The organism is Pseudomonas sp. p99-361 (assembly GCF_003935475.1).
Lineage (GTDB): Bacteria > Pseudomonadota > Gammaproteobacteria > Pseudomonadales > Pseudomonadaceae > Aquipseudomonas > Aquipseudomonas juntendi.
Window position 1 is genome coordinate 1 of the sequence record NZ_RHQO01000005.1, and the last position, 14,001, is coordinate 14,001.

Here is a 14,001-nt window from a genome sequence, read left to right on the forward strand (position 1 = left end):
GTCACAGGCGTTACTGGCCCGAAACAAACGTAGGAGCGAGCGCAGCTCGCGATTGCGCCGCGCGGGCGGCGCTCGATTTCACAGGCGCTGAAGATGCTCCGGCTACCCTTGCCAGGAACCATAGAATCTCCCACAGGAGCCGCGATGCCTCAGGTCTGTGGGGTACCTGTGGGAGCTGGCTTGCCTGCGAATGGGCCGCGCAGCGGACCCGGCGATCTCAGCGTCGACCTGCCCAGCGCTGGCGCAACCACTCCAGGTCTTCCGGCCGGGTCACCTTGATGTTGTCGCTGCGCCCTTCGACCAGCCGCGGCGCCTGCCCGGACCATTCGATGGCAGAAGCTTCATCGGTTACGACGACATCCGACACCAGGCACTCGGCCAGCGCCCGGTGCAACGCCCCCAGGCGGAACATCTGCGGCGTGTAGGCCTGCCAGATGGTGCTGCGGTCAACGGTGGCGCTGACCCGGCCTTTGCCATCGGCACGTTTGAGCGTGTCGCGCGCCGGCACCGCCAGCAGGCCACCCACCGGGTCATCCGCCAACTCCGCCAGCAGCTTGTCCAGGTCGCTACGCGCCAGGTTGGGCCGCGCAGCATCGTGCACCAGCACCCAGTCGCTGTCCGCCGCCCCTTGGGCATGCAGCAGCAGCAAGGCATTGAGTACCGAATCGGCGCGCTCGCGCCCGCCCGCCGCGCGCTGGATACGCGGGTCGCTGGCACAGCCCAGGGCAGGCCAGTAAGGGTCGTGTTCAGCAATGCTGACCACCACGCCGTTAAGCGTCGGGTGGCCAAGAAAACAGTCGAGGCTGTGCTCGAGAAGGGTCTGCCCTGCCAGCTCCAGATACTGCTTGGGGCGGTCGGCAGCCATGCGGGCGCCTACGCCCGCCGCTGGAATCACGGCCCAGAAGGCCGGTAAGGTATCGATCATTTCTGTGGCAACTGGAAGAGGGTTTCACCCTCCTTGACCATCCCCAATTCATGGCGAGCCCGCTCTTCAACGGTCTCCATGCCTTTTTTCAGCTCCAGCACTTCAGCATCGAGCACGCGATTACGCTCCAGCAGGCGCTCGTTTTCGGCGTGCTGTTCAGCAATCTGCTGCTTCAGCTCGGTCACTTGCGCCAGGCTGCCATTGCCGACCCACAGACGGTACTGCAGGCCACCCAACAGCAGGAGCAGAATAAGGAACACCCAATAGGGACTGCGCATCACGTTATCCAGGTCAAAAAGGCTGCCGCGCATTTTACGGGAGCTCGAATAGCACGAAGCCTGGCCGAGGCCAGGCTTCGTTGACAGAAACCCGTTGGGAAGAAGGAAAGTTCAGTAAGAACGTTCCTACAACTCCGGCTGCTGCCTTTTTACCATCTCTTGCTTAGCCGCGAAACTCGGCACGACCACGGTAAACCGCTTTGGCGCCCAGTTGCTCTTCGATACGCAGCAGTTGGTTGTACTTGGATACGCGGTCGGAACGGCACAGCGAACCGGTCTTGATCTGGCCCGCAGCGGTACCCACGGCCAGGTCGGCAATGGTCGAGTCTTCGGTTTCACCGGAACGGTGCGAAATCACCGCGGTGTAGCCGGCAGCCTTGGCCATCTGGATGGCTTCGAGGGTTTCGGTCAGCGAGCCGATCTGGTTGAACTTGATCAGGATCGAGTTGCCGATGCCCTTCTCGATGCCTTCCTTGAGGATCTTGGTGTTGGTCACGAACAGGTCGTCGCCAACCAGCTGAACCTTTTCACCGATCTTGTCAGTGAGGACTTTCCAGCCAGCCCAGTCCGACTCGTCCAGGCCATCTTCGATGGAGATGATCGGGAAGCGCTCGGTCAGGCCTTTGAGGTAGTCTGCAAAGCCTTCGGCATCGAACGACTTGCCTTCGCCGGACAGGTTGTACTTACCGTCTTCGTAGAATTCGGAAGCGGCGCAGTCCAGTGCCAGGGTCACGTCGGTGCCCAGTTTGTAGCCGGCTTTTTCGACGGCTTCGGCGATTGCACCCAGGGCATCTTCGTTGGAGGCCAGGTTAGGGGCGAAGCCACCTTCGTCACCCACGGCAGTATTCAGGCCACGGGCCTTGAGCACAGCCTTGAGGTGGTGGAAGATTTCGGTGCCCATGCGCAGGCCGTCGGAGAAGGTCTTGGCGCCAACCGGCTGAACCATGAACTCCTGGATGTCGACGTTGTTGTCGGCGTGCTCGCCGCCGTTGATGATGTTCATCATCGGAACCGGCATGGAGTACTGGCCTGGGGTGCCGTTCAGGTTGGCGATGTGCGCGTACAGCGGCAGGTCCTGATCCTGGGCAGCGGCCTTGGCGGCAGCCAGAGAAACAGCCAGGATGGCGTTGGCGCCCAGCTTGGCCTTGTTCTCGGTACCGTCCAGCTCGATCATGGCGCGGTCCAGGGCCTTCTGGTCAGCCGGGTCCTTGCCCAGCAGCAGGTCGCGGATAGGGCCGTTGATGTTGGCGACAGCCTTCAGCACGCCCTTGCCCAGGTAACGGCTCTTGTCGCCATCACGCAGCTCCAGCGCTTCGCGCGAGCCGGTGGAAGCACCGGACGGCGCGCAAGCGCTGCCGATGATGCCGTTGTCGAGCAGTACATCGGCTTCCACGGTGGGGTTGCCACGCGAGTCGAGAACTTCACGACCTTTGATGTCGACGATTTTTGCCATTGTTGTAAGCACTCCAGAATTGACGAAAACAACGCAGCTTTAGGGAATTCTTGCCTTTCACCAGGCAGGGACGCAGCAGGCAGGCCTGGCAAAAGCAACCCCTGACCGAGTGGTCAGGGGTAGATCGGGGCGTACTTTACCCGAGAAATGAGCCTCGCGCGGACTTAACCGTCGGAAAACTCACCAAAGACCCGAAAAAATCAGGCCTTGTTCTTCTGCGCCAGGGCCGCCTTGACGAAGCCGCTGAACAGCGGATGACCGTCACGCGGGGTGGAGGTGAACTCCGGGTGGAACTGGCAGGCAACGAACCATGGGTGGTCCTTGGACTCGACCACTTCGACCAGCGCGCCGTCTTCGGAACGGCCGGAAACCACCAGGCCGGCATCAACCAGCTGTGGCAGCAGGTTGTTGTTGACCTCGTAACGGTGGCGGTGGCGCTCGGTGATCACGTCCGTGCCATAGCAGTCGTGCACCTTGGAACCGGCTGCCAGCTGGCAGTCCTGTGCACCCAGACGCATGGTGCCGCCCAGGTCGGAGGCCTCGTCACGGGTTTCGACCGCGCCGGTGGCATCGGCCCACTCGGTGATCAGGCCAACGACCGGGTGGCCGCTGTTGCGGTCGAACTCGGTGGAGTTGGCGTCTTTCCAGCCCATGACGTTACGGGCGAATTCGATTACCGCGACCTGCATGCCCAGGCAGATGCCCAGGTACGGCACCTTGTTCTCACGGGCATATTGAACCGCGGTGATCTTGCCTTCCACGCCACGCAGGCCGAAACCGCCGGGTACCAGGATGGCATCGGCACCCTCGAGCAGGCTGGTGCCCTGGTTCTCGATGTCTTCCGAGTCGATGTAGCGCAGGTTGACCTTGGTACGGTTGGTGATACCGGCGTGGCTCATCGCTTCGATCAGGGACTTGTACGCATCCAGCAGTTCCATGTACTTGCCGACCATGGCGATGGTCACTTCGTGCTCAGGGTTGAGCTTGGCATCGACCACCTTGTCCCACTCGGACAGGTCGGCACCGTTGCATTGCAGGCCGAAGCGCTCGACGACGAAGTCGTCCAGGCCCTGTGCGTGCAGCACACCCGGGATCTTGTAGATGGTGTCGACGTCTTCCAGCGAAATCACCGCACGCTCTTCAACGTTGGTGAACAGCGCGATCTTGCGGCGCGAGGAAGCATCGACCGGGTGGTCGGAACGGCAGATCAGCACGTCTGGCTGCAGGCCGATGGAGCGCAGTTCCTTGACCGAGTGCTGGGTCGGCTTGGTCTTGGTTTCGCCAGCAGTGGCAATGTACGGGACCAGGGTCAGGTGCATCAGCATCGCGCGCTTGGAACCCACTTCGACGCGCAACTGGCGAATGGCCTCGAGGAATGGCTGCGACTCGATGTCGCCCACGGTACCGCCAATTTCCACCAGGGCCACGTCGGCGTCGCCAGCACCTTTGATGATGCGGCGCTTGATTTCGTCGGTGATGTGCGGAATGACCTGGATGGTCGCGCCCAGGTAATCACCACGGCGCTCTTTGCGCAGCACGTGCTCGTAGATACGGCCGGTGGTGAAGTTGTTGTTCTGGGTCATGGTGGTGCGGATGAACCGCTCGTAGTGGCCCAGGTCGAGGTCGGTCTCGGCGCCATCGTGGGTGACGAACACTTCACCATGCTGGAACGGGCTCATCGTGCCCGGGTCGACGTTGATGTACGGATCCAGCTTGAGCATGGTGACCTTCAGGCCCCGCGCTTCCAGGATGGCCGCCAGGGAAGCCGAGGCAATGCCTTTCCCCAATGAAGAAACAACACCGCCCGTGACGAATATGTAGCGCGTCATGAAAAACCCTAGAAGTCTGCGTTAAGGCGGCCAGCGCCGCCGGAGAAAGCGAAGGAAGGCCGAAGCCCCCGATCACCTGCGTCAATCACAGTGCATCTCGAACAACTGCCGCGTCTGTACAGACCAGGGGTATCCCCGGCATGGAGCTCGCTCGTCATTTCAGAATCAGCCCAGCAAAAAACTGCTTGGTAATCGGCAACTCCTGTGTTTTCGCGGAACCCACAGAAGCTGTATCAAGAAGGGAGGGTAGTCTACCCGAATGTACCCTTCAGCTCAAACCTTGCGCGTTCGTCGGTAACTGCCAGTGCAGCTGCCAACCCGCCTGCCCCAGCCCGGGCAAATTGGCCACTGCCAGCAGGCGCTCGCCCTGGTACAGCAAGGGCAGGCGCGCACGCAGGAAATGCGGCACCTGCTGCTCGTTGAGCAGGCGTTTGAGGTCGCGCCGGCCGCGCCCGGGCACCTCCAGTATTTCGCCGCCCTGGCGGTAGCCAACCCGCAGCCCGCCAACCCCGGCTGCGCCAACAAGCCGCACGTTACCGTTGCCCGGCAGTGGCAACGGCACACCTGGGTCCGGCCAGGCCAGCTGACCGGCGGCTGGCTGCAGCCAGTCGCCACTCAGCCACCAGATGCGCCCTTGGCTACGCTGCAACTGCCCGTCGGTCAGCCGCCACACCGGCTGGGCATCGGCGGCGGCATCGCGCAGGTCTGCCCAACCCGCCCAATGGCGGGTATCGGGCAGCCGCGTGCGTTGGCTCAGCCAGTACTGCAAGGCGTTGCGCTGGCGCGCCGGCGACAGCGCCACCAGGCTAGCCAGGTCGAGGGAGGCCAGCCCCGGCCAGGCGGCAGGCGCCCCCTGCTGCGCGGTCACCAGATCGCCCTGGGCCAGTTCGTCGAGCAGGCCCAGCGCCTCGCCCAGATGCTCGGCGGCACGGGCGAAATTCTGGCTAACCTGTGGCCAGCGCTGCTGCAACTGCGGCATCACCTTCCGGCGCAGAAAGTTGCGGGCAAAACGGGTGTCAGCGTTCGAAGGGTCGTCGATCCAGGCCAGCCCGCGGGCTTGGGCATAGGCCTGCAACAGCTGCCGGGCACAGCCCAGCAACGGCCTGACCAGGCTGCCCTGCCCTAGCGGCCGCTGCCCCGGCATGGCCGCCAGGCCACGCAGGCCGGCACCGCGCAGCAAGCGCAACAGCAGGGTTTCAGCCTGGTCGTCACAGTGCTGGCCGGTGAACAGAATGTCGCCCGGACCGAGGGTTTGCTGGAAAGCCGCATAGCGGGCGTCGCGGGCCGCCTGTTCCAGGCTGGCGCCGGGGCTGACCTGAACGTGGATTACCTCGAGTGCGATGCCGAGGTTGGCGCAGACGGCTTGGCAATGGGCGGGCCAGGCGTCAGCGGCGGCTTGCAGGCCATGGTGGACATGAACCGCACGCAAGGGCGGCGCTGCGTGGCTGCGGGCGTAGTCGGCCAGCAGGTGCAGGAGGACGGTAGAGTCGAGGCCGCCGGAGAAGGCGATGTACCAAGTGGGGGCGTTGAGCCAGGGGGTGAGGTTGATCATGAAGGCCTCACATGGCTTGAGATCGCCGGGGGTGCTTTGCACCCCATTCGCCGGCAAGCCAGCTCCCACATCATGAGAGAGCGGACTTGCCGGCGAATGGGCCGCAAAGCGGGACCCGGATCACATCACGGAATCAGAGCCCGTAGCTCATCAGGCGCTCGTAACGACGGGCCAGCAGCGCGTCATTGTCGAACTTGCCGAGCATGTCCAGCTGCTGCACCAGGTCAGCACGGATGCTTTCCGACATCGCAGCCGGGTCACGATGGGCGCCGCCCAGCGGCTCCTGGATGACCTTGTCGACGATGTTCAGGCTCTTCAGACGCTCGGCGGTAATGCCCATGGCTTCGGCAGCATCGGCAGCCTTGTCGGCGGTCTTCCACAGGATCGAAGCGCAACCTTCTGGCGAGATCACCGAGTAGGTGGAGTACTGCAGCATGTTCAGCTGGTCGCAGACACCAATGGCCAGTGCACCGCCCGACCCACCTTCACCGATCACGGTGGCGATGATCGGGGTTTTCAGGCGCGCCATCACCCGCAGGTTCCAGGCGATGGCTTCGCTCTGGTTGCGCTCTTCGGCGTCGATGCCCGGGTAGGCACCCGGGGTGTCGATGAAGGTCAGGATCGGCATCTTGAAGCGCTCGGCCATTTCCATCAGGCGGCAGGCCTTGCGGTAACCTTCAGGGCGCGGCATACCGAAGTTGCGGCGCACCTTTTCGCGCACTTCGCGGCCTTTCTGATGGCCGATGACCATGACCGGCTTGCCATCCAGGCGCGCAGTGCCGCCGACGATGGCAGCGTCATCGGAGAAGTGGCGATCGCCGTGCAGCTCTTCGAACTCGGTGAAGATGTGCTCCAGGTAGTCCAGGGTGTAGGGACGACGTGGGTGACGCGCCAGGCGTGCAATCTGCCAGCTGGTGAGGTTGCCGAAGATGCTTTCGGTCAGGGTGTTGCTCTTGTCTTGCAGACGGGCAATTTCATCGCTGATGTTCAGCGAATTGTCGTTACCCACCAGGCGCAGGCCTTCGATCTTGGCTTGCAGGTCGGCAATCGGCTGTTCGAAATCGAGAAAATTCGGGTTCATAGTCATCCGTCTTGGGTCTACGGCCAGGCGGCCGGCCGGTTGATCCGTTTGGCGCCATACCTTAAGGGATCAGGCGCATTCAGGTCGAGATTAAATTTTTGTCGGTTCAACGATATTGCAGGAAGACGTTCTCACGTCCGAACTGGTCACGCAGTGCCTGAATCAGCCCATCGGCAGGGTCGATCGCCCACTGCTCGCCAAACTGCAACATGGCCTTGGCGTCACTGCCGGTGTACTCCAGCGTGATCGGGCAGGCACCGCGGTGGCGGGTGATCAGTTCGCCCAGCCATTTCAGCCGGTCGCCCTTCAAGGCTTCGTGCGCCACCTTCAGGCGCAGGCTTTCGGCCAGCTTGGTGCGCGCGTCTTCCATGGTCATGACCTGCTTGACCCGCAGGCGCAAGCCACCGGAGAAGTCGTCATTGCTGACCTCCCCTTCGACCACCACCATGGCGTCGGCCTGCAGCAACGACTGCGCCGCGATATAGGCGTCGGCGAACAACGAGGCCTCGATCCGCCCGGAGCGGTCATCCAGGGTGACGAAGCCCATCTTGTCACCCTTCTTGTTCTTCATCACCCGTAGCGCAATGATCATGCCGGCGATGGTCTGGGTTTCACGCGACGGTTTGAGGTCGATGATGCGCTGGCGGGCGAAGCGGCGAATCTCGGTTTCGTACTCGTCGATCGGGTGGCCGGTCAGGTACAGCCCCAAGGTGTCCTTTTCGCCTTTCAGGCGTTCCTTCAGGGTCAGCTCGCGCACCTTGCGGTGGTTGGCGTAAACATCGACATCCGCCGCGTCGAACATGCCCCCGAACAAGTCGACATGGCCACTGTCCGCGGTATGCGCGGCCTGCTCGGCGGCCTTGATGGCCTCACCCAGTGCCGAAAGCAAGGTCGCCCGGTTGATGTCGATGTGGGCATGGTAGGCCTTGATTTCGTCATGGAAATGCGGGCCCAACCGGTCCAACGCGCCACTGCGCACCAGCGCATCGAGGGTGCGCTTGTTGACCCGTTTGAGGTCGATGCGCTCACAGAAGTCGAACAGGTCCTTGAACGGCCCGCCCTGGGCACGGGCTTCGACGATGGCCTCTACCGGGCCTTCGCCAACGCCCTTGATGGCGCCCAGGCCGTAGACGATACGGCCGTCGTCGTTCACGGTGAACTTGAAATCGGAGAAGTTCACGTCCGGCGCATCCAGGCGCAGCTTCATGCTGCGCACCTCCTCCACCAGCACCACGACCTTGTCGGTGTTGTGCATGTCCGCCGACAGCACCGCCGCCATGAACGGTGCGGGGTAGTGGGTTTTCAGCCAGGCAGTCTGGTACGACACCAGGCCGTAGGCCGCGGAGTGGGATTTGTTGAAGCCGTAACCGGCGAACTTCTCTACCAGGTCGAAGATGTTGCCTGCCAGGTCCGCATCGATATTGTTGGCCACGCAACCTTCGATGAAACCACCGCGCTGCTTGGCCATTTCCTCGGGCTTTTTCTTGCCCATGGCCCGGCGCAGCATGTCGGCGCCGCCGAGGGTGTAGCCGGCCATCACCTGGGCAATCTGCATCACCTGTTCCTGGTACAGGATGATGCCGTAGGTGGGGGCCAGCACCGGCTTGAGGCCTTCGTACTGGTAGTCGGAGTGCGGGTAGGCCAGCTCGGCACGGCCGTGCTTGCGGTTGATGAAGTCGTCCACCATGCCCGACTGCAGCGGGCCGGGGCGGAACAGTGCCACCAGTGCGATGAGGTCTTCCAGGCAGTCGGGCTTGAGCTTCTTGATCAGCTCCTTCATGCCACGCGATTCAAGCTGGAATACCGCCGTGGTTTCGGCCTTCTGCAACAGCTCGTAGGTTTTGCGGTCGTCCAGCGGGATGAAGTCGATATTCACGTCGGGCAGGTTTTTCTTGGCCTGCTCGCGGTTGATGATCTCCATGGCCCACTTGATGATGGTCAGGGTACGCAGGCCGAGGAAGTCGAACTTCACCAGCCCGGCCGCCTCGACGTCATCCTTGTCGAACTGGGTTACCAGGCCGCCGCCTTCTTCGTCACAGGCGATCGGTGAGAAGTCGGTGAGCTTGGTCGGGGCGATCACCACGCCACCGGCGTGCTTGCCGGTACCCCGGGTCACACCTTCCAGCTTCAGCGCCATGTCCCAGATTTCGCGGGCGTCCTCGTCACCCTTGAGGAAGTCACGCAGGATCTCTTCCTGCTCGTAGGCCTTCTCCAGGGTCATGCCCACTTCGAACGGAATCATCTTCGACAGGCGGTCGGCCAGGCCGTAGGACTTGCCCTGAACCCGTGCCACGTCACGCACCACCGCCTTGGCAGCCATGGTGCCGAAGGTGATGATCTGGCTGACCGCGTTGCGGCCATAAGCCTCGGCCACATAGTCGATAACCCGGTCACGGCCATCCATGCAGAAGTCGACGTCGAAGTCGGGCATGGAAATACGTTCAGGGTTGAGGAAGCGCTCGAACAGCAGGTCATAGGCCAGCGGGTCGAGGTCGGTGATCTTCAGCACATAGGCCACCAGCGAACCTGCGCCCGAACCACGGCCAGGGCCTACCGGCACGTCGTTGTTCTTGGCCCACTTGATGAAGTCCATCACGATCAGAAAGTAACCGGGGAAGCCCATCTGGATGATGATGTCCAGTTCGAACTTCAGCCGGTCGAGGTAAACCTGGCGCTTCTCTTCGTAATTGGGCGTGGTCTCCTTCGGCCACAGGACCGCCAGGCGCTCTTCCAGGCCCTCGTGGGACACGTGCCGCAGGTAGTCGTCGATGCCCATGCCGTTGGGCGTGGGGAAGTCGGGCAGGAAGTACTTGCCCAGCTGCACCTGGATGTTGCAACGCTTGGCGATTTCGACGGTGTTGGCGATGGCATCGGGCAGGTCGCTGAACAGCTCGGCCATTTCCTCGGACGACTTGAGGTACTGCTGGTCGCTGTAGCAACGCGGCCGGCGAGGGTCGTCTAGGGTCCAGCCTTCACCGATGCAAACCCGGGTTTCATGGGCGTCGAAATCGGACTGCTTGATGAAACGCACGTCGTTGGTGGCCACCAGCGGCGCGCCGAGCCTGTCGGCCAGGGCCACGGCAGCATGCACATATTCCTCGTCGCGGGCGCGGTTGGTGCGCTGCACTTCTACGTAGAAGCGCTCGGGGAACATGCCCATCCAGTCTTGCAGCAGGGCCTGGGCTTCGTCGTCACGGCCGGCCAGCAGGGCCATGCCGATATCACCTTCCTTGCCGGCCGACAAGGCGATCAGGCCTTCGCTGGCCGGCGCGATCCATTCACGCTGCAGGATCACCAGGCCGTTGCGCTGGCCGTCGGTCCAGCCGCGCGAGATCAGCTCGGTGAGGTTGCGATAGCCCTTGGGGTTCATGGCCAGCAGGCAGATGCGCGACAGCGGCGCTTCCGGGTCGGCGCCGGCCAGCCACAGGTCTGCACCACAGATCGGTTTGATGCCGGCGCCCATGGCCGTCTTGTAGAACTTCACCAGCGAGCACATGTTGCTCTGGTCGGTAATGGCCACTGCTGGCATGTTCATCCCGGCCAGCGCCTTGGCCAGCGGCTTGATCCGCACCAGGCCGTCAACCAGCGAGAATTCAGAGTGGACGCGCAGGTGAACGAAGGGAACCGACATGGGAGATCCTGTAGCAGTGCTGAACGACAAGGGCGGGATTGTAGCTTAATTGCGCGGGGGTTTTGGGGCTGCTTGTAGGAGCAACTACCTTTCTCAAAATTTAAAAAGCCTGCGCGATTCATTGTGGGAGCGGGCTTGCCCGCGAAGCAGGCGACGCGGTGCACGGCACCGGCTGTGCCGATGTTCGCGGCTAAAGCGCCTGCAAGGGCTCCCGATAACGCCCCATTGGTCAGACCAGCGAACCGATGACGCCCTCACGCGCGTCCCAGGCGGCCCGCACCGGTGCGAACGAACGCCGATGAATGGGCGTAGGCCCAAGCCGGGCCAAGGCCTCCAGATGTACCGGCGTGGGGTAGCCCTTGTGCCCGCCGATACCGTAACCCGGGTAGATCAGCTCGAACGCGCTCATTTCACGGTCACGGCTGACCTTGGCCAGAATCGAGGCTGCCGCAATCGCCGGGACCTGGCTATCGCCCTTGACCACCGGCGCTGCCGGCACGGCCAGTTTCGGGCAGCGGTTGCCGTCGATCAGCGCAAGCTTCGGTGTAACGTGCAGGCCTTCGACCGCGCGCTGCATGGCCAGCATGGTGGCCTGCAGGATATTGAGCCGGTCGATTTCCTCGACCTCGGCACGGGCGATGCAAAAGCTCAGGGCCTTTTCGCAAATCTCGTCGAACAGGGCCTCGCGCCTGGCTTGCGTGAGCTTTTTCGAATCGTTCAGGCCGAGAATCGGCCGGGTTGGGTCGAGGATCACCGCTGCCGTTACCACCGCACCGCACAGCGGGCCACGGCCCACTTCGTCAACGCCGGCGACCAGGTCTTCGACCAGGTTGAAGTCCAGTCCAAATTGCATGTCAGCGGTCCTTGAGCAGGGCCAGCACCGCCTCGGCCGCCTGATTGGAGGCGTCGCGGCGCAGGGTGCGGTGAATTTCGTCGAAACGTTCGGTCTGCCGGCTCCCATCGCGCAACAACGGTACCAGGGTATTGGCCAACGCCTCGCTGGTGGCAGCGTCCTGCAGCAGTTCAGGTACCAGCTCACGCTGCGCCAACAGGTTGGGCAACGACACGTAGGGGCTTTTCACCAGCCGCTTGAGAATCCAGTAGGTCAGCGGCGCCAGGCGGTAAGCCACCACCATCGGCCGCTTGTACAGCAAGGCTTCGAGGGTGGCGGTACCCGAAGCGATCAACACCGTATCGCAGGCGGCCAGGGCCTGGTGCGACTGGCCATCGAGCAGCATCAGCGGCAACTGCCGCCCTTCGAGCATCTGCTCGACCTGAGCGCGCCGCGCCGCATTGGCACACGGCAGTACGAAGCGCACGCCCGGTACGTGGTGGCACAGGCGCTCGGCAGCATCGAGGAACAACGCCCCCAGGCGGCCAACCTCGCCGCCGCGGCTGCCCGGCATCAGGGCCACCACCGGGCCCTCGCCCAGGCCCAGTGTGGCACGCGCAGCTGCGCGGTCGGCCTGCAGCGGGATGGTGTCGGCCAGCGGGTGGCCGACAAAGCGCACCGGCACGCCCTGCTCTTCATAGAACCGCGCCTCGAACGGCAGCAGGGTCAGCATCAGGTCGCAGCCTTCGCGGATCTTCAGCACCCGCTTCTGCCGCCAGGCCCAGACCGACGGGCTGACATAGTGCACGGTCTTGATCCCGGCCTGCCGCAGTTTCAGCTCGATGTTGAGGGTAAAGTCAGGCGCATCGATACCGATGAACACATCCGGCTTTTCATCGATCAGGGTCTGGATCAGCAGTTTGCGCCGCTTGAGCAGCTCGCGCAGGCGCCCCAGCACCTCCACCAGGCCCATGACCGCCAGGCGTTCCATCGGGAAATAGGATTGCAGGCCTTCGGCTTCCATCAAGGGGCCGCCCACCCCGATAAAGCGTATGTCGGGGTGGCGCTCCCTCAGGGCACGCATCAGGCCTGAACCCAGAATATCGCCGCTGGCCTCACCGGCCACCAGCGCTACGCAAAGCCGGGCCATGTCAGCGGGTGATGCCGCGAGCGGAGTTCACGATCGACTGGCGGAACAGCTCGACCTCAGGGTGCAGCGCAGCAGGCTCGGCCAGCTCCTTGAGTGCGTCTTCGACGGTAAGGCCCTGACGATAGACAATTTTGTAGCAGCGGCGCAGCACGTGGATCACTTCGGCGCTGAAACCGCGCCGGCGCATGCCCTCGAAGTTCATGCTGCGGGCTTCGGCCGGGCTACCGAACACGGTCACGAAGGCCGGCACGTCCTTGCCGATCGCCGTACCCATGCCGGAAAACGCGTGGGCACCGATGTGGCAGTACTGGTGCACCAGGGTGTAGCCGGACAGGATCGCCCAGTCGCCCACATGCACATGCCCGGCAAGGGCCGTGTTGTTGACCAGAATGCAGTGGTTACCGATGACGCTGTCGTGGCCGATGTGGGCATAGGCCATGATCAGGTTGTGGTCACCCAGGGTGGTTTCGGCACGGTCCTGAATGGTCCCACGGTGAATGGTCACCCCTTCGCGAATCACGTTGTGGTCGCCAATCACCAGGCGCGTCGGCTCACCCTTGTACTTGAGGTCCGGGGTGTCTTCGCCAATCGACGAAAACTGAAAGATACGGTTGTGCTTGCCGATGCGGGTCGGCCCCTTCAACACAACATGCGGGCCGATAACGGTGCCCTCCCCGACCTCGACATCGGGGCCCACGATCGACCAAGGGCCCACCTCGACACCGTCGGCGAGCTTGGCCGAGGGATCGATGATGGCCCGAGGATCAATCGAATTCATAGGGAACGTTCCGCGCAGGTGATTTCTGCCGAGCACACCGGCTTGCCGTCGACCAGGGCGCGGCATTCGAACTTCCAGATCATGCTCTTGCGGCTGAGGAACTTGGCTTCCAGCACCAACTGGTCACCCGGCAGCACCGGCTGGCGGAAACGCAGCTTGTCGGAGCCGACGAAGTAATACAGGGTGCCATCGGCAGGCTTGGCATCGAGCATCTTGAAACCCAGGATACCGGCCGCCTGGGCCATGGCTTCGATGATCAGGACGCCCGGCATGATCGGGTGCGCCGGGAAGTGGCCATTGAAGAACGGCTCGTTGATGCTGACATTCTTGTAGGCACGAATGCTCTGGGCCTCGTAGTCCAGCTCCGTCACGCGGTCCACCAGCAGGAACGGGTAACGGTGAGGCAGGTATTCGCGAATCTCGTTGATGTCCATCATTTCGGGGGGGAAGCCTGTAATAAGAATAGGGAGCGCAGGTGCTGACCGCACGCTC

11 protein-coding genes are annotated in these 14,001 nt (G+C 63.0%); all 11 read right to left on the reverse strand.

What is annotated here, in order from left to right; genetic code table 11:
• Nucleotides 1-217: 217 nt before the first annotated feature.
• The 11 genes from ispD to fabZ all read right to left on the reverse strand — a co-directional run bounded on the left by ispD (nt 218) and on the right by fabZ (nt 13,946).
• Nucleotides 218-925 carry a 2-C-methyl-D-erythritol 4-phosphate cytidylyltransferase gene (gene ispD / locus EGJ22_RS03755; RefSeq protein ID WP_009686931.1) on the reverse strand — a complete coding sequence of 236 codons (708 nt, stop codon included), beginning with the start codon at nt 923-925 and terminating at the stop codon, nt 218-220.
• Nucleotides 922-1,203, reverse strand: a complete 282-nt coding sequence (gene ftsB, locus EGJ22_RS03760; RefSeq protein WP_009686932.1) for a cell division protein FtsB — start codon at nt 1,201-1,203, stop codon at nt 922-924. Before ftsB ends, ispD begins: the two co-directional genes overlap by 4 nt.
• Before the next feature lie 163 nt (nt 1,204-1,366).
• The gene (gene eno, locus EGJ22_RS03765; protein ID WP_125855344.1) at nt 1,367-2,656 is read right to left on the reverse strand and encodes a phosphopyruvate hydratase; all 1,290 of its coding nucleotides are present in this window, start codon (nt 2,654-2,656) and stop codon (nt 1,367-1,369) included.
• Nucleotides 2,657-2,856: 200 nt separating this feature from the next.
• The gene (locus tag EGJ22_RS03770) at nt 2,857-4,485 is read right to left on the reverse strand and encodes a CTP synthase (RefSeq protein ID WP_009686934.1); all 1,629 of its coding nucleotides are present in this window, start codon (nt 4,483-4,485) and stop codon (nt 2,857-2,859) included.
• 268 nt (nt 4,486-4,753) lie between these two features.
• Nucleotides 4,754-6,037, reverse strand: coding sequence for a tRNA lysidine(34) synthetase TilS (gene tilS, locus EGJ22_RS03775; RefSeq protein WP_125920120.1), 1,284 nt, complete (start codon nt 6,035-6,037; stop codon nt 4,754-4,756).
• 133 nt (nt 6,038-6,170) lie between these two features.
• On the reverse strand, nt 6,171-7,118 hold the full coding sequence (locus EGJ22_RS03780) for an acetyl-CoA carboxylase carboxyltransferase subunit alpha (protein ID WP_009686937.1): 948 nt from the start codon (nt 7,116-7,118) through the stop codon (nt 6,171-6,173).
• Nucleotides 7,119-7,224: 106 nt separating this feature from the next.
• Nucleotides 7,225-10,749, reverse strand: coding sequence for a DNA polymerase III subunit alpha (gene dnaE / locus EGJ22_RS03785; protein ID WP_009686938.1), 3,525 nt, complete (start codon nt 10,747-10,749; stop codon nt 7,225-7,227).
• A 229-nt stretch (nt 10,750-10,978) separates the two neighbouring features.
• The gene (gene rnhB / locus EGJ22_RS03790; protein WP_125920121.1) at nt 10,979-11,602 is read right to left on the reverse strand and encodes a ribonuclease HII; all 624 of its coding nucleotides are present in this window, start codon (nt 11,600-11,602) and stop codon (nt 10,979-10,981) included.
• 1 nt (nt 11,603) lies between these two features.
• Nucleotides 11,604-12,731: a lipid-A-disaccharide synthase gene (lpxB, locus tag EGJ22_RS03795; protein WP_125920122.1), complete on the reverse strand. Its 1,128-nt coding sequence runs from the start codon at nt 12,729-12,731 to the stop codon at nt 11,604-11,606.
• 1 nt (nt 12,732) lies between these two features.
• Nucleotides 12,733-13,509 carry an acyl-ACP--UDP-N-acetylglucosamine O-acyltransferase gene (lpxA, locus tag EGJ22_RS03800; protein WP_009686941.1) on the reverse strand — a complete coding sequence of 259 codons (777 nt, stop codon included), beginning with the start codon at nt 13,507-13,509 and terminating at the stop codon, nt 12,733-12,735.
• Nucleotides 13,506-13,946: a 3-hydroxyacyl-ACP dehydratase FabZ gene (gene fabZ, locus EGJ22_RS03805; RefSeq protein ID WP_004375427.1), complete on the reverse strand. Its 441-nt coding sequence runs from the start codon at nt 13,944-13,946 to the stop codon at nt 13,506-13,508. Before fabZ ends, lpxA begins: the two co-directional genes overlap by 4 nt.
• Nucleotides 13,947-14,001: the final 55 nt, after the last annotated feature.